General features: G+C 64.7%; 12 protein-coding genes. 4 read left to right on the top strand and 8 right to left on the bottom strand.

Features of this window, described 5'->3' with window-relative positions:
• Positions 1 to 111: 111 nt before the first annotated feature.
• The 5 genes from QRO91_RS11975 to QRO91_RS11955 all read right to left on the bottom strand — a co-directional run bounded on the left by QRO91_RS11975 (position 112) and on the right by QRO91_RS11955 (position 12,899).
• Complete coding sequence (locus tag QRO91_RS11975) at positions 112 to 2,121, bottom strand: M13 family metallopeptidase (protein ID WP_197650873.1); 2,010 nt, start codon at positions 2,119 to 2,121, stop codon at positions 112 to 114.
• A 222-nt stretch (positions 2,122 to 2,343) separates the two neighbouring features.
• Entirely contained in the window at positions 2,344 to 4,446 is a 2,103-nt protein-coding gene (locus QRO91_RS11970; protein ID WP_100443862.1) for a M13 family metallopeptidase, read from the bottom strand.
• A gap of 170 nt (positions 4,447 to 4,616) precedes the next feature.
• Positions 4,617 to 6,644 (bottom strand): S9 family peptidase, encoded by a 2,028-nt coding sequence (locus QRO91_RS11965; protein ID WP_049427108.1) that lies wholly within the window; start codon positions 6,642 to 6,644, stop codon positions 4,617 to 4,619.
• Between the two features lie 91 nt (positions 6,645 to 6,735).
• Positions 6,736 to 9,708: a TonB-dependent siderophore receptor gene (locus QRO91_RS11960; RefSeq protein WP_049427105.1), complete on the bottom strand. Its 2,973-nt coding sequence runs from the start codon at positions 9,706 to 9,708 to the stop codon at positions 6,736 to 6,738.
• A gap of 383 nt (positions 9,709 to 10,091) precedes the next feature.
• Entirely contained in the window at positions 10,092 to 12,899 is a 2,808-nt protein-coding gene (locus tag QRO91_RS11955) for a TonB-dependent siderophore receptor (protein WP_049427103.1), read from the bottom strand.
• Between the two features lie 212 nt (positions 12,900 to 13,111).
• Between QRO91_RS11955 and apbC the strand changes: the two genes are divergently transcribed.
• A complete protein-coding gene (gene apbC, locus QRO91_RS11950) occupies positions 13,112 to 13,966 on the top strand; it encodes an iron-sulfur cluster carrier protein ApbC (protein WP_005414099.1) in 855 nt (284 codons plus the stop codon).
• A 78-nt stretch (positions 13,967 to 14,044) separates the two neighbouring features.
• On the top strand, positions 14,045 to 14,617 hold the full coding sequence (gene dcd, locus QRO91_RS11945) for a dCTP deaminase (protein WP_005410499.1): 573 nt from the start codon (positions 14,045 to 14,047) through the stop codon (positions 14,615 to 14,617).
• A gap of 86 nt (positions 14,618 to 14,703) precedes the next feature.
• On the opposite strand, the gene QRO91_RS11940 is transcribed toward dcd, so the two are convergent.
• From QRO91_RS11940 to QRO91_RS11930, 3 genes are read right to left on the bottom strand one after another with little or no spacing between them, the layout of a single operon-like run.
• Complete coding sequence (locus QRO91_RS11940; RefSeq protein WP_005410498.1) at positions 14,704 to 14,871, bottom strand: LiaI-LiaF-like domain-containing protein; 168 nt, start codon at positions 14,869 to 14,871, stop codon at positions 14,704 to 14,706.
• A 15-nt stretch (positions 14,872 to 14,886) separates the two neighbouring features.
• Entirely contained in the window at positions 14,887 to 15,309 is a 423-nt protein-coding gene (locus QRO91_RS11935) for an HIT domain-containing protein (RefSeq protein ID WP_049427102.1), read from the bottom strand.
• Complete coding sequence (locus QRO91_RS11930; RefSeq protein ID WP_049427120.1) at positions 15,306 to 15,977, bottom strand: dienelactone hydrolase family protein; 672 nt, start codon at positions 15,975 to 15,977, stop codon at positions 15,306 to 15,308. Before QRO91_RS11930 ends, QRO91_RS11935 begins: the two co-directional genes overlap by 4 nt.
• 205 nt (positions 15,978 to 16,182) lie before the next feature.
• Between QRO91_RS11930 and rimO the strand changes: the two genes are divergently transcribed.
• Together rimO and QRO91_RS11920 are read left to right on the top strand one after the other, a co-directional pair.
• Positions 16,183 to 17,544 (top strand): 30S ribosomal protein S12 methylthiotransferase RimO, encoded by a 1,362-nt coding sequence (rimO, locus tag QRO91_RS11925; protein WP_100443788.1) that lies wholly within the window; start codon positions 16,183 to 16,185, stop codon positions 17,542 to 17,544.
• A complete protein-coding gene (locus QRO91_RS11920) occupies positions 17,541 to 18,380 on the top strand; it encodes a DUF3025 domain-containing protein (protein ID WP_049432402.1) in 840 nt (279 codons plus the stop codon). Before rimO ends, QRO91_RS11920 begins: the two co-directional genes overlap by 4 nt.
• Positions 18,381 to 18,600 lie beyond the last annotated feature (220 nt).

Here is an 18,600-nt window from a genome sequence, read left to right as displayed (position 1 = left end):
CTCCAGAAAACGACCTGGACCCCGGCCATGCCGGGGTTCCTTTTTTGGGTCGCCAGGCGAAAAAAAGGGCGCCCGAAGGCGCCCTCTGCATTACCCGTTGCAGCAGCTAGCTCAGCGCCAGACCTTGATCTGCTCGGCTTCGCTGCGCTGCATCGGCTGGCCGGCCTTGCAGCTGAAGGTGGCACCGAATGCCGGCAGGTTGGCCAGCGTGCCGTTGCTGCGCCACAGGCCCGGCGCACGGATGTCGGCGGTCAGGCGACGCACGGCCTCGTTCGGCGACAGCTGCTGCGCCCACAACGCCGACCACGCGCGGAAGAAGCCCTGCTGCTGTGCCTGCTTGGCTTTCGGCTCCTGCGCGGTGTACGCGGCCCAGGCCAGTTCCAGGCCGGCGATGTCGGCCAGGTTCTCTTCCTGGGTGAGCGTGCCGTTGACCTTGGCACCCTTCACGCCCGGGAAGTCGTAGGCGCTGTACTGCGCGGCCACGCGATTGCCGAGCAGGGTCCAAGCGGTCTTGTCTGCCGGAGTCCACCAGCTGCGCAGTTCGCCCTTGGCGTCGACCAGCGCGCCCTTGGCATCGATCGCGCGGGTCAGCTCATGGCCGACCAGGCCACCGAAGCTGCCGAACTTGTCGGCGGCGTCGGCCTTGGCGTTGAACACCGGGCCCTGCAGGATCGCAGCGGTGACGATCAGGCGGTTCTGCGCCAGATCATAGGCCAGCGACGGCTGCTGCGGCAGCACGTCCCAGCGACGGTCAGCGTTGCCCTTGCCGATGCGCTTCATTTCCTCGCGATGGCGCCAGGTCGAAGCAATCAGCATGTTGCCGCCGAAGGAACCACGGCCCATCGGCTGCACGCTGTAGTCCAGGTCGCGCAGCGGGGTGCCGATCTCGATCTTCAGCGCGGCCAGCTTGGCCTGCGCTTCGGTCTTGGCTTCGGCACTCATCCAGCTGCTGTTCTTGACCGCCTCGATCTGCACTTCGCGCACCTTGTCGACGATCCATGCGGCCTGGCGACGATCTTCTGCCGACAGGTAACGGGCGGCGTATTCGCGGCCGAGCATCGGGCCGGCGGCCACGTTGATCGCCTCCAGCACATCTTCCCAACGCTGCGGCGGCAGCGTTTCGCCACGCAGCACGCGGCCACGGAATTCAAACTCGGCGTCGCGGTAGGCCTTGGACAGATACGGCGCCATCGAGTCGCCCACGCGCCAGCGCAGGTAGGCCTTCCACTGGTCCGGCTTGAGCTTGGTGACCATGCCGTCGAGCTGCTTGAACAGGCCCGGGTCGGCCAGCGAGACCAGGTCGTCGTCCACGCCCTGGGCCTTCAGGAAGGCATCCAGCTGCAGGTTGCGGTAGCGGCTGTTGAGCTCCTTGGTGGAGATCGGTGCGTAGTTGTTGAACGGGTTGTTGATGCCGGCCAGCGACTGCGCGTTGCGCGCCAGTTCGGTTTCCAGCGCGATCACCGATTGCGACTCGGCATCCAGCTTGGCGGCCGGAGTGCCGGTCAGTGCCAGGATCTGCTTGACGTAATTGCGGTAGCGGACCATCAGCGCGACGGTGTCGGCGTCGGTGCGGGTATAGAACGCCGGGTCCGGCAGGCCCATGCCACCCTGCATGAAGTAGCCGATGTGGCGGTCCAGCGCCTTCAGGTCCACGTCCGGGCCGAAGTTGAAGGCCACCGGGATGCCGACCTGGTGCAGCGCGGCGATCGAGGCCGGCACGTCCTTGGCTTTCTTGATGGCGTTGATGCGGGTCAGCAGCGGGGCGATCGGATTGGAACCGTCGGCTTCCACGGCGGCTTCGTCCAGGCCGCTGGCCCAGAAGTCGCCCAGTAGTTTCTGCACGTTGCCCTGCGGCGCCTTCATCGCTGCGTCGAGCAGTTCACGCTGCTGCTGACGGCTGCGGTCGACCAGCTGGCCGAGCGCGGTGGTGGCACCGGTCTGTGGCACCGGATTGGCCTTCAGCCAGCCTGCGTTGGTGGCGTCATAGAAGTCGCTGCACTGGGCACTGACAGCCGGGGCGCGGGCGGCCTTCTTCTTGGCGGCGGCGAACGCATCGTGGGTCGGGACCAGGGTCGCCAGGCTGATGCCCAGGGCGATGGCAAGCGGACGGAAATTGGGCATGTGGAACGAATCCGTGATGGATTGAGGGCGCGCGCACTATAGCAAGCCGGGCATGGACGCGGCATGCACGCATCACGCTGCTTTCGCCGGCCAGGGTCGGCCGCTACCGGGGAGCGCCGAGATCAGTGGATCCACGCCATGCGTGGATGAAAAGCACCCCGGAAAAACAAAGGCCCGGGAATTCCCGGGCCTCTGCAGGTCTGCAACAGCGTCAGCCGTGGCTTACCAGATCACCACCTGCTGGTCGCCGCTGCGGGCCATCGGCGAACCGGCCTTGCACTGGAAGGCGGCCGCGAAGGTCGGCAGGTTCGACGGCGCACCCATGGCGCGGAACTGCGCCGGGGCGTGCGGGTCGGTCGCCAGGCGGACCTTGGCGTTTTCCGGGGTGTACTTGGTGCGCCACACGGTGGCCCAGTTGAAGAAGAAGCGCTGGTCGCGGGTGAAGCCGTCCACCTTCGCGTCTTCCTTGCCTGCGCTGGCCTTCTGCAGTGCGTCGTAAGCGGTGGCCAGGCCGCCCAGGTCGGCGATGTTCTCGCCCAGGGTCAGGTGGCCGTTCACCGCCTGGCCGTCGACCTTGTACTGGTCGAACTGCTTGACCAGCTTGCCGGTCAGGCCTTCGAAGTTCTTCTTGTCAGCGGCGGTCCACCAGTCTTCCATGTTGCCGGTCGGCCCGAATCGTGCACCCTGGTCGTCGTAACCGTGGGTCATTTCGTGGCCGATCACCGCGCCGATGCCGCCGTAGTTCAGCGCGTCGTCGGCCTTCGGATCGAAGAACGGCGGCTGCAGGATGGCGGCCGGGAACACGATCTCGTTCTGCAGCGGGTTGTAGTAGGCGTTGACCGTCTGCGGGGTCATGCCCCACTCGGTCTTGTCCACCGGCTTGCCGATCTTGGACAGGTTGAACTTGTAGTTGAACTCGTTGGCCGCGCGCACGTTGCCCAGGAAGCTGTCGCGCTGGGTCTGCAGGCCCGACCAGTCACGCCACTTGTCCGGATAGCCGATCTTCGGGGTGAAGGTTTCCCACTTGGCGATGGCCTTGGCCTTGGTTTCATCGCTCATCCAGCTCAGGCCCTGGATGCGTTCCTTCAGCGAGGCGGCCAGGTTCTTCACCAGTTCTTCCATCTTCGCCTTGGCTTCCGGCGAGAAGGCCACCTTCACGTACAGCTGGCCGAAGGCTTCACCTGCGTCGTTCTCGATGGTGCCCAGCACGCGCTTCCAGCGCGGCTTCTGTTCCTTCTGGCCGTTGAGGGTCTTGCCGTAGAACTCGTAGTTCTCCTGCACGAAGGCGTCGGCCAGGTACGGCGAGGCGCTGTCCACGGTGTGGAAGCGCAGGTAGGCACGCCACACAGACGGATCGGTGTCGCCCAGCGCCTTGCTCACTTCCTCATGGAAGGCCGGCATGGCCAGCGAGAACTTCTCCGGTGCGGCCACGCCCTGCGACTTGAAGAACTCGGTCCAGCTGAAGTTCGGGGTCAGCTTGTCGGCGTCGGCCAGGGTGACCGGGTTGTAGTACAGCTCGACGTTGCGCGACAGTTCGACGCGCGACTTGGAGGCCTTGGCCAGGCGGGTCTCGAACCTGACCACTTCCTCGGCCTGCTTGGCAGCGTCGGCAGCGGCAACACCAGACAGCTCCAGCACCTTGGCGACGTGTGCCTGGTAGGCCTTCAGCTTGTCGGCGTTCTTGGCGTCGGTGTAGTAGGTGCTGTCCGGCAGGCCCAGGCCGCCCTGGCTGGCGTAGGCCATGTTGACGGCCGAGTTCTTGAAGTCGGCTTCAGCGCCGAAGCCGAACAGGACGTTGTCACCCTTGGCGGCGCTGGTGCGCAGGTAGTTGGCAATGGCCGCCTTGTCCTGCAGCCCATCGATCGCGGTCAGGTCGGCCTTCAGCGGCTCGATGCCCTGGGCGTTGATCTTGGCCTCGTCCATGCCGGTGGCCCACAGGTCGCCGACGATCTTCTCGATGTGGTTCGGGGTCTTCACCTGTGCCACCTGCTCGGCCAGCTGGTGCTGCACGGCCACCGAGCGCTCGTCGAGGATGGTGAAGGCGCCCCAGCTGGTGCGGTCGCCCGGGATTTCATTGGCGGCCAGCCACTTGCTGTTGACGTAGTCGCCGAAGGCGCCGCAGGCGTCCTTGCTGGTATCGAGGTCGCTGGGCTGGAAGGCGTTGTAGGCCGGCAGCTTGCTCTCGTCCAGGGTGTAATTGGTGGCTTCGGCGGCAGCCGGCGTGGAGGCGGTGGCGTCCTTGGCCGGGGTTTCGTTCTTGCCGCAGCCAACCAGCGCGGCCGAAACGGCCAGGGTCAGCAGCACGATCTTGGGAGTACGGGTCACTTTGATGGCCTCCAGGCCGAGTGAGTCAGGGAAGGGCCGCAGGGACGGCCGTGGGCCGAACGATACGCCGCCGGCCTGCCCTGCAAGGGTGTCGAAGGTCATGGCCGGGCGCAAGGGCCAGAACGAGCAAGGGCGCCCGGTGGGGCGCCCTTGCCTGGGTAACGCATCGATTACAGGCCGCCGCCGCCGCAGCCCTTGCCCAGGTAGTCGTCGATCAACCTGAGCTGGTCGCCCATGATCGCGCGGGTCCAGGCCGGCCCATGCGCATAGTCGGCGATGGCGTGGAACTCGACCGGCTGCCCCGAGCCCTTGGCCTTGTTCACGAACCACTCCGACTGCTCGATGGGAACCGTACGATCGCGGTCACCGTGGTAGACCATCAGCGGAATCTTCATCTCTCTCGCCTTGTCCAGCGGGTTCAGGCCCGCCACGGTCGGTGCCTGTGCCTGGCGGAAGAACGGATTGGTATAGAAGCGCGACCAGATCTTCTTGATGTCCGAGACGCCGGCACCGGCAATGGCGCATTTGTACAGGCCGTTCGGGCGCACCGAGGCCGCAAACGCCGAGTAGCCGCCATAGGAGAAGCCGAACATGGCGATGTGGCCGGGGCGGGCGATCTTCTGGTCGATCATCCACTGCGCGCCGTCGTCCTTGTCATCCTGCATCTTCTGGCCCCACTCGGCGTCACCGGCCATCCACAGCTTGCGGCCCCAGTCGGCCGAGCCGCGGAACTGCGGGCGCAGTACGGCCATGCAGCGCGATGCCATCAGCGGCACCCACATCGAGCCGTCGAAGTCCATGCCATCGCGGGCCCACGGACCGCCATGCGGGTGCACGACCGCCTTCCAGGGACCGGCACCACACAGTTCGGTGTTGGGCGTGGTCAGGAATGCCGGAATGTCCAGCCCGTCGCGGGCCTTGTAATAGACCAGTTTGGTGTCGCCCAGGGCTGCAGGCTGGATGTCCGGATAGGCCTTGGCCAGCAGGGTCAGCTTGCCGTTGCGCAGCAGGTGGTACTCGGGCGGGTTGGACGGGCCCGACGTGGCCACCAGCACGGTGGACAGGTCGGGGGTGTAGTCCACCACCTGGTAGCTGCGGCCAGTGTCGTAATTGGTGGTGAAGCGCTGGCCATTGGCGGTGTCGACCATTTCCAGCGGTTGCTGCTGGATGCCCAGGGCCTGGCGAAGGCCCTGGTCCAGCGCCTTCATCCGCGGCGACGTCCACTGCAGGTCGTCACCGCGCGGGCCCGCATAGCGGATGCCGAGGATCTCGCCGAACGGAATCGCGCCGTTGCGATAGCGGTTGATCGACATCGAGCTGGCGTTGAACAGCTTGTGTTCGTACAGCACTTCCTTCTGCTTGCGTGCGGCGATGTCGTACTCGTACACGATCGCCTTGTCACGGCCGACGTTGCTCAGCACGAAGGCGATGTTCGGGTCATCGGCAAAGCCGATCACCTGGTTGACGTCGCGGTTCTTCACATAGGAGCGGAAGTGCTCTTCCCACGCACCGCTGCCGGTGTTGCGGAACTCGGTAGCGACGTAGGCGCCGGTTCCGTCCACGTCCTGGCGCAGGCGTGCACGCAGTTCGCTGTCCAGGTCGGTGACATAGCCGGCCACACGCTCTTCGGTCTTCTGCACGCGCTGTGAGGTGAAGCTGCGCAGGTCGACCTTGTAGACATCGCCGGAGCTGCCGCCGCTGCCGTTGATCACCAGGATGTGGTCCGGATCATTGGGGAGCGTGTCCAGCACCGTCGGGTTGGACAGCGCCTGCTCGAGTTCCTCGCTGCGGCTGCTGGCACGCGGCGGCGTAATGGGCTCCTTCCACTGCTTGCCCTCGATGTCGGTGATGAAGAACTTGCTGACGAAGGTCTTGGTGACACGGTCGGCGCGCAGGTCGAAAGGCTGCCATAGCACCACGGCGAGCTGCCCATTCTTGATGAACGATACGCTCTGGAACTTCATCCGGTTGGCACCGATCACCGTGGGCGCCTTGTCCAGCGCATCGGTGCGCCAGACCACGATCACGCGTTCTTCGCCGTTGGCGCGCAGGCCGGCGATGTGCTGCCCATCCGGAGACAGTGACAGGCTGGAGATGGCAGGGAAGGCCGCCAGCTGTTCAATGGTGGGGGCGACAGGCTTGGCATGCAGCCAGGGGGAAATGCTGGCCAGGGCTGCCAGCAACAGGGTTCGCTTCATTGCTTGCCTCGATCTCAGGGCGATCCCGGCGCAAGGCCGGGGCCGGAAACGAAACCGCCGCCCCGAAGGGCGGCGGTGGGTAACGACTGGATCAGAATGACCGTGTGATGTTCACGAAGTACGTACGGCCGAAGTAATCGAAGCCGCTGTACAGGGGCGCGTTGCCAACCGTGCTCAGCACGCCCTGCGAAATGGTAGGCGGCTTCTTGTTGGCGAGGTTGCGCACGCCACCGGTGACCGACCACTTGTCCGCTTCATACTGCAGCGAGGCTGCCTGGATGAAGTAGTTCGGGGTGTACATTTTGTACTGGCTGGTGGCCGGATCGAACAGGCCCGGGTTGCGCTCCTCGTAGTAGGCGTAACTGTCCATCTTGTCGATCCAGTCCAGACCGTAACGGACTCGCCAGTTCTTCCACTTGTAGTTCAGGTCCAGGGTGGCGGTATTTTCCGGCGAGCCGATCATGCCGGCCGAGTCGACCTTCGGATCGTCCGAGAACAGCTGGCTGGTCTGCTCGAAGTAGTGCGTGCCCTGCAGGGTGGCACGGAACTCGCCCGGGCCGATGTCACGCACATAGCGCAGGGTGAAGTCCAGGCCGCGGACCTTGTTGGTGGAGACGTTGATGAAGCCGTTGGTGACCGTCAGCTGGTTGGTCTGCGGGTTGCGCTGGATCAGGCGGCACAGGCCGTTGCCCGCAGTGAAGTCCGCGGTGGAGCTGCCGTAGCAGTTGCGCAGGATGGCGGCGCCGCCTGCGTCCTGCACACCGTTCTCGACCTTGATGTCGAAGTAGTCCAGGGCCAGCGACAGATCGCCGAAGGCCGGGCCAAATTCCGGCTGCAGGACCACGCCGAAGGTTTTGGCGGTGGAGGTTTCAGCCTTCAGGTTGTTTTCCGCGCCGCCCTGGGTGTAGACGGTGATGCCCTGCAGCTGGGTGAACTCCGGATCCAGGCCCAGCGACGCGCAGTTCTGGTAGCGCATCGATTCCGGGCGGGCCTCAATGTAGTTGTCGCAGGGGTCGGACGACTGCGGCAGGAAGCCGGTGGTGGCGCCCAGGAACTGTTCGAACAGGGCGGGTGCGCGGTACGAGGTGCCGTAGGATGCGCGGAACGACAGCCACTTCACCGGGGTCCACAGGGTGCCGATCTTGTAGGTCTCGTCGGAACCATAGGACTTGTAGTCGGTATAGCGGCCGGACAGGTTGACCGACAGCTCCTCAGCGCCGGTGACGCCGGACAGCAGCGGCAGTTCCAATTCGCCGTAGGCTTCGAACACCGAGTCGCTGCCGCGGGTCGGCGAGGAAGCGGTCAGGTTGTACAGGTCCTGGTCAATGGAGTACTGCGACGGGCTGTCGTCGATGCGGGCCTTGCGGTACTCCACACCGAACGCGCCACCGGCCGAACCATAAGGCATGTCGAACAGCGGGCCGTTGACGTTGAAGTTGACCGTGGTTTCCTTGTACAGCGTGTTGCCGGTGACCGGGACGAACACCCAGTCCTTCCAGTCCTGCGGCAGACGGCCGCCGATCGTGTTGTTGTTCACCGGGGGGGCGGCGACGCAGCCGTTGGAGGCATCACGGCAGACGAAGCCACCGGCGCCGTTGGAGACCACATCCAGGCTCTGCGCCAGGCGGCTGGTCAGGAAGCTCTGGAAGGTGTAGTCCGCATCGCTGCGCGAATGCATGATGTTGAAGTCGTAATTCCATTCCGAGCTCAGGTGACCGCGAAGGCCAGCGTTGAAGCGCAGGAAGTCGACCTTCTGCTTACTCTGGTCGTTGCCGAAACCAATGAAGGCACGTACGCCCATCGGCACGCCATTGGTCTGGTCGGTGGCCGGGCCCGCAACGCTGTCGCGGAGGTTGGCCGGGATAAGCGGATTGCCCACTGCATAGTCCAGGGTCAGCTGGCGATAGCCGGTCTGGGTCGACTTGCGGTGGTTGCCGAGGAACTCGTAGTACAGCTCAGCGTCGCCCAGCGCGTTCAGGTCGAAGCCGCCCTGGAAGTAGGCGGTGTGGGTCTTGACCGGGGAGATCAGCGACTGATTGAGCATCTGCGGGTCGAAGGTGTCGCGGTTCAGCGCACCCACGCCTTCGTAGCCGACCAGGCCGGTGGTGACCGACGAATTCGGGCGCCAGCGGTTGAAGCGGGTGCCGCTGCCTCCCGGCGCGGCGACGCCGGTACGGGTGTTGGTGCCAAGCGTGTTGATGGTCACGCCGCCGCCGTCGAGGGTGTAGCACTTGGACTTGCCGGTCAGCGGATCGATGAAGTCGCCGCTGCCCCAGTAGTCGCCGGCCTCGATGTCGCGATACTTGTCGGTGGCGCAGCGGGTCCAGTCGCGGTCGCCGAGGTTAAGTGCGTTGCGCACCGTGTACTCGTACGAACCGGAGAAGTGCGAGCGCTCGCCGGTGCTGCCGAAGGTCAGCGCATAGCGACGCTCATCGCCGCCACCGCCGTCGGTCGCGTTGTGCTGACCTTCGAAGGTGACACCGTCGACCTTCTTCTTGGTGATGATGTTGATCACGCCCGCGACCGCGTCGGAGCCGTAGATCGAGGACGCGCCGTCCTTCAGGATTTCGACGCGGTCGACGATCGAGTTCGGCAGCACGTTCAGGTCGGTCGAGCCGACCGAGCCGCGCGAGCCGGCCGGCGAAACGCGGCGGCCGTTGAGCAGGATCAGGGTACGGGTCGGGCCGAGGCCACGCAGGCCCAGGGTGTTGGCGCCGGGGCCGCCGTCGGTGACGTAGCCACCGTAGGCGTTGTTGATCTGCGATGCACCTGCGGTCACCGCGGTGCTCTGCAGTGCGGCGGTGGTCGAGTTGAAGCCGGCCAGCGTGGTTTCCTCACGGGTCACGACCTGGACCGGGGACACCGAGTTGAACACGTCGCGGCTGATGCGCGAGCCGGTGACGGTCACCGTGTCCAGATTGGTTGCCTTCGACTTGGCCGCTTCCTCGGCCGTCTGCGTCGAACCCGCGTCCTGGGCGAATGCCGGAGCGGCTGCGATGAGCAGCACGGCAGAAGCGAGGGCAAAGCTCAGCGGATGCCTGCCGAGCGACTTGCGATTGATCATCTGAAATCCCCTTGAATCCAATGATTGCGTCGTACACCGGGGACATTGCCTCGCGGGCGTCTCCGTGTGCCCCTTGCCCGGTGTTGGCAGTGGTTATGCCCCCGGTTGCACCGGCTTCACGGGCCGGTAACTCGAGATTAACACGGCATTAACTGATGCTGTCAAACGTTCATAAGGGAGTCATCAAGCTGTGGTCTGGAGCCTCCTCGCTCTCCGTGTAGTTCGATCCAAATTCATACAACTTATTGATTTTATTTATTTTACTCGAGAGGCGCGAAACATGTCTGGATGCTGAATGATTCCTGCAGGCCCGACGCGGCCGCAAAAAAAGGCCCCGCCGAAGCGGGGCCTGGTCCAGATACAACGTCCGGAAAACGACGGGATCAGAAGTTGTACTTGACCTGGGCCGAAATCTGGCGGCCGTAGACGCTGTAGAAGCCGTCATTGAACGGGGTCGATTCGTTGCCCGGGTAGTTGTAGCGCTGGCCTTCCGGCAGCTTGTTGAACACGTTGTTGACCATCAGCGACAGGACCAGATCGTCCTGTGCCTGGTAGTTCATGCTCAGGTTGTACGTGGTGTACGAACCCCACTTGCCGGCCTTGGCGCCGGAAGAGTGGACATAGCCGTAGCTGCGGCCGGTGTAGGCCAGGTAGTTCGGGGTGCTGCCGACGTAGTTGGCGTACACGGTGGTGGTGAACTTGGCGATGTTCCAGGCCACCGACAGATCGCCACGGACCTTGGCGAAGTTGTCGTAGTACCACATGTTGTACGGATCGCTCAGCAGGTCGAGCTTGGCGGCGCCCGGCATCGGCTGCACTTCACGCTTCAGCATGTTCGTGTAGTTGCCGGAGAACATCAGCGAGCCGAAGCGACCGATATCCTGCTGGTACTTGGCAGCCACCGTCACCGCTTCCAGGTTCTGGCTGGCGACGTTGAGCTTCGGCGTGTACACGCGGGTCAGGTTGCCGCCGGCATCGCGCGACACCCAGTCGGTGACGTTCTGGCAGCTGGCCGAGGTATTGTTCGGCAGGCCGTTGTGGCACTGGTACTCGGCCAGCAGCAGCTGGTCGGTGCTAAGGGTCTTGACCTCGTTCTTGATCTTCCAGTTGTAGTAGTCGGCCGACAGCGAGAAGTTACTCACCGGGGCCCACACCACGCCTGCGCTCCACACGTCGGCGGTGATCGGCTTCAGGTCCGGGTTGCCGGACTTTTCGCTGTACACCGAGGTGTTCTTGTAGAACGCGCACTTCTCGTCGCGCAGGCCGTAGCCCAGCTGGCTGCAACGGTAGTAGTCGTTCTGGCCGGACGAGTACGAGCCGCTCATGCCCTGGAAGGCATCGGACAGGGTCGGTGCACGGAAGGCGGTGCCGTACTTGCCGCGCAGCAGCAGGCTCTCGATCGGGCGGAATTCCAGACCGATGCTGTAGGTGGCCTTGTCGACGGTCTTGTCTGCGATCTTGAACGCGTCATAGCGGCCAGAGGCGCTGACGGTCAGCTTCTCGAGCAGCGGCATGCGCAGTTCGCTGGTGACCGCGTAGTTGCTGCGGTGGCCGGCGCCGGCGACGGCGGTGGTGCCCCACACGTTGCCGTCGACGAAGGCCTGGTCCGGCGAGTAGTCCCAACCTTCGCTGCCACCTTCCAGGACGACGGCAAGGCCGGCGTCACCGCCCGGCAGGCTGAACAGCGAGCCGTTGGTCACCTGCACGCGACCCAGGTTCTGCCAGGTCTTGCTGCGGTGGGTACCGTAGCCGGTGAAGCTGGCGAACTGGTCCGGGGTGATCGGCGAGTAGAAGGCAGCGTAGTTCGGGTTGTAGATGCCGAACGTGGCGGTCGGGTCCTTCGGATCGGTGTAGGTGCCCAGGCGCGGGCCCAGCACGGTCTGGCCGAAGAAGTCCTCGATCTTGTCCTTCCAGCGCACGAAGCGGTTCTGGTCCAGGCGGTACTCGCCACGGGTGAAGCTGGCGCTGTAATCCCAGTCGCCGACCATGCCCTTGCCGCCCAGGGTGACCTGGTAGGCGCGGCTCTCGTCGGAGTTCAGGATGTTGTTGTAGTCGCCCGCGCCGATCTCCTCCGGCGCGAAGGCGCGCTGCAGGTTCACGACCTTGCCGGCGCCCTGGTCGTAGAAGCCACCCATGACTGACTTGGTGCCCCACCACAGGGCGCTGGAGCCGGAGGTGAACTCGGTCTTTTCCTTGCTGTACAACACGTCGGCGAACAGCTGGAAGTTGTCGTTCACGTCGAAGGTCATCGACGAGTAGAACTGGCCGCTGTTCTTGCCGTTCTTCAGGGTCTTGTAGCCAGCGCTGTATACCGAACCGCAGGACTCGCCCGAAGCGCGCTGGCCAACGACGGTGGTGCCGTCGTACAGGCCTGCCACGTTGGCGCAGCGGCTCGGGTCCATCATCAGCAGCTTGTTGTCTGCGTTGGTGATGACTGCGAAGTCGTTCGACGGCACCTGTGCGGTATAGCCAACCGGGTTGTTCTGCTTGGTGATGTCACGCTGGTAGCCCCAGATCGGGCTGCCGTTTTCGATCTGCACGTTGACCAGCGCATGGAAGCGATCGTCGAACGCGTTGAAGCCCTTGGCTGCGCTGAAGCGGATGTTGCTGCCGCCGCCTTCGGTGTAGGTGCCGCCACGGACGGTCATCGTGCCGCCGTCCATGCGCTCCTTCAGGATGATATTGACCACACCGGCGATCGCATCCGAACCGTACAGCGAGGACTGGCCGCCCGGCAGCACTTCGATGCGCTCGACGATGTCGATCGGAATGCCGCTGATGTTGTTGAAGGTGTCGCTACCGTTGTACAGCGCCGGATACGAGAGCATCGGGCGGCCGTTGATCAGATACTTGGTGTAGCCCGGGTTCAGGCCGAACATGCCGGCCGCTTCGGCGCCCTGGGTGAACGAACCCGAGGTCTGGCCGCCCTGCAGGCCGCCAGTGGTCAGCGACGACTGCTGCAGTACTTCAGCAACGCTGCTGAAGCCACGGGTCTGGATGTCTTCGGCGGTGATGGACATCACCGGGGTCTGGGTTTCAACCTGGGTCTGCGGGATCAGCGAACCGGTGACGGTGATCTTGTCCAGGTTGGTCGCCTTGTCCTGGGCCATTGCCGGGGCGGCGGCCATCAGGGCGGAAATCAGGGCGACGGCGAGCGTGTTGCGACGTGCGGTGTTGCTTACGTATTTCATGTAGTTCCAATAGAGAGCAAAAACAAAAACGGCACTGCGCATGCGCCATCGTGCGCGCTGGGAACCAGCTTCGCAGCCCAAAACAGTGCTTCAGGAACGTAACATGAACTTAACAATCTGTGCACGAATCTGTAGCAATCCTGAATTTCAGTCAGGCTACGTCCAGCTTGTATGATGTTGGGTTATTCCCCCTGATACAGCTGGTGCCCGTTGTGAACAGTTCCCCCCGCCGCCCCCATGCCAGCCAGGTCCAGAAGGGACTGACGCCACATGCCCGCATCCGCAATGTCATCGCGGTCGGCTCCGGCAAGGGCGGCGTGGGCAAGTCGACCACCGCGGTCAATCTGGCCGTCGCGCTGCAGCAGCTGGGCGCACGTGTTGGCGTGCTGGACGCGGACATCTACGGCCCCAGCGTGCCCGCCATGCTGGGCTTGTCCGGGCGGCCGGAAAGCCCCGACAACAAGAGCATCGAACCGCTTCGCGCGTTCGGCGTGGACACCATGTCGATCGGCTACCTGATCGAAGAGGACACGCCGATGATCTGGCGCGGTCCGATGGCCACCTCGGCAATGACCCAGCTGTTCAACGACACGCTGTGGGATGACCTGGATTTTCTGCTGATCGACCTGCCGCCGGGCACCGGCGACATCCAGCTGACCCTGACCCAGAAGATTCCGCTGGCCGGTGCAGTGATCGTCACCACGCCGCAGGACATCGCCACGCTGGACGCAAAGAAGGCGTTGAAGATGTTCGAGAAGGTCGAGGTGCCGGTACTGGGCATCGTCGAGAACATGGCGGTGCATACCTGCAGCAACTGCGGGCATGTCGAGCACCTGTTCGGTGAAGGCGGCGGTGAGCGCATGGCGGCCCAGTACGGCGTACCGCTGCTGGGTTCGTTGCCGCTGCAGATCGGCATCCGCGAGCAGGGCGATAGTGGTACCCCGATCACCGTGGCGCAGCCCGATTCGGTACCGGCCCAGGCGTACCGCCATGCCGCACAGCGCCTGATCGAGGAAGTGGGCAAGCGCCCGCGGGCCTCGATCCCGATCCTGTCGTCGCTGCTGTAAGCACCTCGGCGGGGGCCGCCGGCGACGCCCGGCCCCCTGCTAGAATCCTCGCGCCCCCTCGTACCCCCAGGACAAAGCATGAGCATCAAGAGTGACCGTTGGATCCGCCGCATGTCCGAGCAGCACGGCATGATCGAGCCGTTCGAGGCAGGGCAGGTCAAGCAGGCCAACGGCGAGCGCATCGTCAGCTACGGCACCTCCAGCTACGGCTACGACGTGCGCTGCTCGCGTGAGTTCAAGGTGTTCACCAACATCAACTCGACCATCGTCGATCCCAAGCATTTCGACTCGGGAAGCTTCGTCGACATCACTGCCGACGAGTGCATCATCCCGCCCAACAGCTTCGCGCTGGCGCGCACCGTGGAGTACTTCCGCATCCCCCGCGACACCCTGGTGGTGTGCCTGGGCAAGAGCACCTACGCGCGTTGCGGCATCATCGTCAACGTGACGCCGCTGGAACCGGAATGGGAAGGCCACGTCACCCTGGAGTTCAGCAACACCACGCCGCTGCCGGCGCGCATCTATGCCAATGAGGGCGTCGCGCAGATGCTGTTCTTCCAGGCCGCGGCCGATGACATCTGCGAGACCTCGTACCGCGATCGTGGCGGCAAGTACCAGGGCCAGACCGGTGTGACCCTGCCGCGGACCTGATCGCCCGCGTCATCGCACGACGAAAACGCCGGGCATGCCCGGCGTTTTCGTTTGTAGCGCGCGCCCGGGCATGGCCGGGCGCTACCTTACTTCCCGCGCCCGAACAGCATCGCGATGCCGACACCCACCAGCGCCACCGGCCACCAGGTCAGCAGCAGCTTGGACAGGTTCAGGTGCGTCCAGCCGAGATTGCTGGCGAGCATGAACAGGCCGATCAGGATCAGCAGGATGGCGGCAACGAGGTTGAATCGCATCGGGTCGGCGAAGGCTCAGGAGTGGGCCGGATATCCTAGCCGTTCCTTCCAGTAGGCGACATGCTGGTCCAGCGTGCCTGGCTCGTAGCGGTGCGCGGGACCGCTGCCCCAGACCGGGCCCGGCCAGGCCGGATCTCCGTCATGGCGGCCGATCACGTGGAAGTGCAGCTGGCGCACGATGTTGCCCAGCGCGCCGATGTTGATCTTCTCCACCCCGTCGGAGCCCTTCAGGGCCTTGCAGGCGCGGTTGAGCTCGGTGCGCAGCTTGTCCTGCTGCTCGCCGTCCAGCTCGATCCACTCGGTGACCCCGGCCAGGCGCGGTACCAGTACCAGCCACGGGAATCGTTCGTCGTTCATCAGCCGCACTTGCGACAACGGTCCTTCGGCCACCAGCACGCTATCGGTGGCCAGGCGTGAATCGAGTTCGAATTCGCTCATCCAAGATGCTCCGAGAAGAAGTCCAGGGTGCGTTGCAGCGCCAGGGCGGCGCTGTCTGGATCATACGCATGTCCGACCTCCCGGTTGAAGGCGTGGTCGGCCGGATAGACGAAGGTGGCCATCCGCGGCAGCTTTTCGCGGTGGGCCTGGACGGCCTCCGGCGGGATGCTCCTGTCCTGGGCGCCGAAGTGGAAGATCACCGGCGCCTTCGGCGTCTCATCGAGGAACTGGACGTTGCGCGCACCGTAGTAGCTGACAGAAGGCAGGCCCAGGCGCACTGCGGACAGCATCGCCACCGTACCGCCCCAGCAATAGCCGACGGTGCCGACCTTGCCGTAGGGGGCCAGGCGGGTGGCCGCCGCGCGGACCACTTCCAGCGCCCGTTCCATGCCCAGCGCGGCTACCCGTTCCAGCCCCTGCTTCACGCCGTCGGCGTCGTAGGGCAGGGCATCCGGATCGGCCTCGGGTCCATCGACCAGGTCGAAGAACGAAGGTGCCAGCACCGCATAGCCTTCGGCGGCGAAGCGCTCGGCCACGCTGCGGATATGCGGGTTGGCGCCGAAGATTTCCTGCACCACCACCAGCCCGCCGCGCGGGGTGCCCTCGGGGAGTGCCTGCCAGGCCCGTACCGCGCCGTGGTGCGTATCCAGGGTGATCCACTCGGCCATCGTCATCTACTCTCGTTGCAGGGGACAGGGCTGCATTGTCGGTGCTGCGCGGGTTAGCGCGGTGTCAGCGGCTGTGCGTGATCGGGCGGCTGGCCGTTCAGAGCGAGGCCGCCAACCCCGGTATACTGGCGCTCTTTCAGGCCCCGGCCCCCAGGAACCCCTGCCATGCCGGCAGGGGCCCAGGCCCCCAGAGTCCCGCGATTCCATGTCCCAGCTGAACCCCAAAGTCGGCTTCGTCAGCCTTGGCTGCCCGAAGGCCCTTGTCGATTCCGAGCGCATCCTCACCCAGCTCCGCTCGGAAGGCTACGACATCGTCCCGTCCTACGATTCGGCCGATGTGGTGGTGGTCAACACCTGTGGTTTCATCGATTCGGCGGTGACCGAGTCGCTGGACGCGATCGGCGAGGCGATGAACCAGAACGGCAAGGTCATCGTCACCGGCTGCCTGGGCAAGCGCCCCGAGCAGATCCGCGAGGCGTACCCGAACGTGCTGGCGGTGTCCGGTCCGCAGGACTACCAGAGCGTGATGGAGGCGGTGCACGAAGCGCTGCCGCCCAAGCACGATCCGTTCGTGGACCTGGTGCCCGACTACGGCATCAAGCTGACCCCGCGCCACTACGCCTACTTGAAGATTTCCGAAGGCTGCAACCACAAGTGCAGCTTCTGCATCATTCCGTCCATGCGCGGCAAGCTGGTCTCGCGCCCGGTCGATGAGGTGCTGCGTGAGGCCGAGCGCTTGGTGCGTGGCGGTGTGCGCGAGCTGCTGGTGGTGTCGCAGGACACCTCGGCCTACGGCGTGGACGTGAAGTACGCCGAGAAGATGTGGCGCAACAAGGCCTACCAGACCCGACTGAAGGCATTGTGCGAAGGCCTGTCCGAACTCGATGCGTGGGTGCGCATGCATTACGTCTACCCGTACCCGCACGTGGACGAGGTGGTGCCGCTGATGGCCGAGAACCGCATCCTGCCGTACCTGGACATTCCGTTCCAGCACGCCAGCCCACGCATCCTGCGCCTGATGAAGCGCCCCGGCGCGGTCGAGAAGACCCTGGAGCGCGTGCAGAACTGGCGCCGCATCGCGCCGGACATCACCGTGCGTTCGACCTTCATCGTCGGCTTCCCGGGCGAGACCGAGGCCGAGTTCGAAGAACTGCTGTCGTTCCTGGACGAAGCACAGCTGGATCGCGTAGGTGCGTTCGCCTACTCGCCGGTCGAGGGCGCGACCGCCAACGACCTGCCCGATGCCGTGCCGGAAGAAGTGAAGCAGGAACGCCTGGCCCGCTTCATGGAGAAACAGGCGCAGATTTCCGCCGCGCGCCTGGAAGCCAGGATCGGTACCGTGCAGCAGTGCCTGGTTGATGCCATCGAAGGTGACATCGCGGTTGCCCGTTCCAGGGCCGATGCGCCTGAGATCGACGGTCTGGTGCACATCCAGAACGCCGATCAGGTGCCGCTGCGCGTGGGCGAGTTCGTCGACGTGGAGATCACCGAGAGCGACGAGCACGACCTGTACGGCGATGCGCTGGCGGCTGCGGGCCGCCCGGCGTTCGACCTCAAGGTGCTGTGACCGCAACGACGACCGCCGCTGGCGACGGCGGCGGTTCCCGGCGCTTCGTGCCGCCGCCGCGTGCGGCGGTCGATCTGCAGGTGTTTGAACATCCGCTGTTTGCCGGCTTGCAGGACTTCCGTGATCTGCTGGACGGTGCGGCATGGCCGTCCATTGCTGCGCTTGATGCGCGGCTCGCGTTGCCCGGCAAGCGCCTGGTGGAACAGGATGCCGCGCTGCTGGCCGACGGCCTGCATTACGAAGCGCGCATCGCGCAGGGGCATATCGCCACCCGTGCCGGCAACTGGCATGACCTGTTCAATGCGCTGGTGTGGGCCTCCCATCCGCAGCTGAAGCGTGCATTGAACGCGCAGCAATGCCGGCATATCGATGCCATGCCGCCCGGCCAGCGCAATCGCGCACAGGCGGCGCTGACCCAGTTTGATGAAACCGGCGTCATCGTGCGCGTGCGCGATGAGGCGGTGCTGCGCGCGTGGGACCGGCATGACTGGCCTGCATTGTTCGAGCCGTCATGCTGGCAGAGCGGTGACATCGCCATCGCTGTGGTGTTCGGGCATGCGCTGATGGAGCAGGCACTGCTGCCGGGGCGATTGCTGGTCGGCAAGTGCGTGGTGGTGCAGGGCGATGTCGATGCCGCCTGTGTTGACGCGGTGACCGCGGCCATTGCCGAGGGCAGGGCAGTGACTGATCCGCTGCAGCTGCGGCCCCTGCCATTGGCCGGTACTCCCGGCTGGCACGCCGTGCAGGATTGCGCCTTCTATCGCAATGCCGACTATTTTCGCCCGCTGCGAGCAGGACGCGCGTACCCGCCACCGTTGCTGCGGTTGCCGTTGTAGAGCCGCGGCCCAGCGCCGCTGCGGTTTCGCCAAACCCGACCCTAGGGTCGGCTCTTCAATGGGCCCGCCGACCAAAAATGCGAGACGCTAAAAAAGCCGGGTTTTAAACCGTATAAACGCGAAACTGAAAATGCCCGCCCGCACCTTCACATAAAAAAAATAAAAAACCCCCCATTTAAACACCGCACCCGCCCCCGGGGCAACGTAGCTCTTCTACGCC

This window comes from Stenotrophomonas maltophilia group sp. Smal32 (genome assembly GCF_030237085.1).
Classification (GTDB): domain Bacteria; phylum Pseudomonadota; class Gammaproteobacteria; order Xanthomonadales; family Xanthomonadaceae; genus Stenotrophomonas; species Stenotrophomonas maltophilia_Q.
This window is presented reverse-complemented; position numbering and strand designations above follow the sequence as displayed.

What these genes read in the sequence shown, in the direction of transcription:
- dcd (WP_005410499.1), top strand. Translation starts at nt 14,045, where the DNA reads ATGAGCATCAAGAGTGACCGTTGGATCCGCCGCATGTCCGAGCAGCAC.
- QRO91_RS11930 (WP_049427120.1), bottom strand. Translation starts at nt 15,977, where the DNA reads ATGGCCGAGTGGATCACCCTGGATACGCACCACGGCGCGGTACGGGCC.
- QRO91_RS11935 (WP_049427102.1), bottom strand. Translation starts at nt 15,309, where the DNA reads ATGAGCGAATTCGAACTCGATTCACGCCTGGCCACCGATAGCGTGCTG.
- QRO91_RS11955 (WP_049427103.1), bottom strand. Translation starts at nt 12,899, where the DNA reads ATGAAATACGTAAGCAACACCGCACGTCGCAACACGCTCGCCGTCGCC.
- QRO91_RS11940 (WP_005410498.1), bottom strand. Translation starts at nt 14,871, where the DNA reads ATGCGATTCAACCTCGTTGCCGCCATCCTGCTGATCCTGATCGGCCTG.
- QRO91_RS11975 (WP_197650873.1), bottom strand. Translation starts at nt 2,121, where the DNA reads ATGCCCAATTTCCGTCCGCTTGCCATCGCCCTGGGCATCAGCCTGGCG.
- rimO (WP_100443788.1), top strand. Translation starts at nt 16,183, where the DNA reads ATGTCCCAGCTGAACCCCAAAGTCGGCTTCGTCAGCCTTGGCTGCCCG.
- QRO91_RS11965 (WP_049427108.1), bottom strand. Translation starts at nt 6,644, where the DNA reads ATGAAGCGAACCCTGTTGCTGGCAGCCCTGGCCAGCATTTCCCCCTGG.
- QRO91_RS11960 (WP_049427105.1), bottom strand. Translation starts at nt 9,708, where the DNA reads ATGATCAATCGCAAGTCGCTCGGCAGGCATCCGCTGAGCTTTGCCCTC.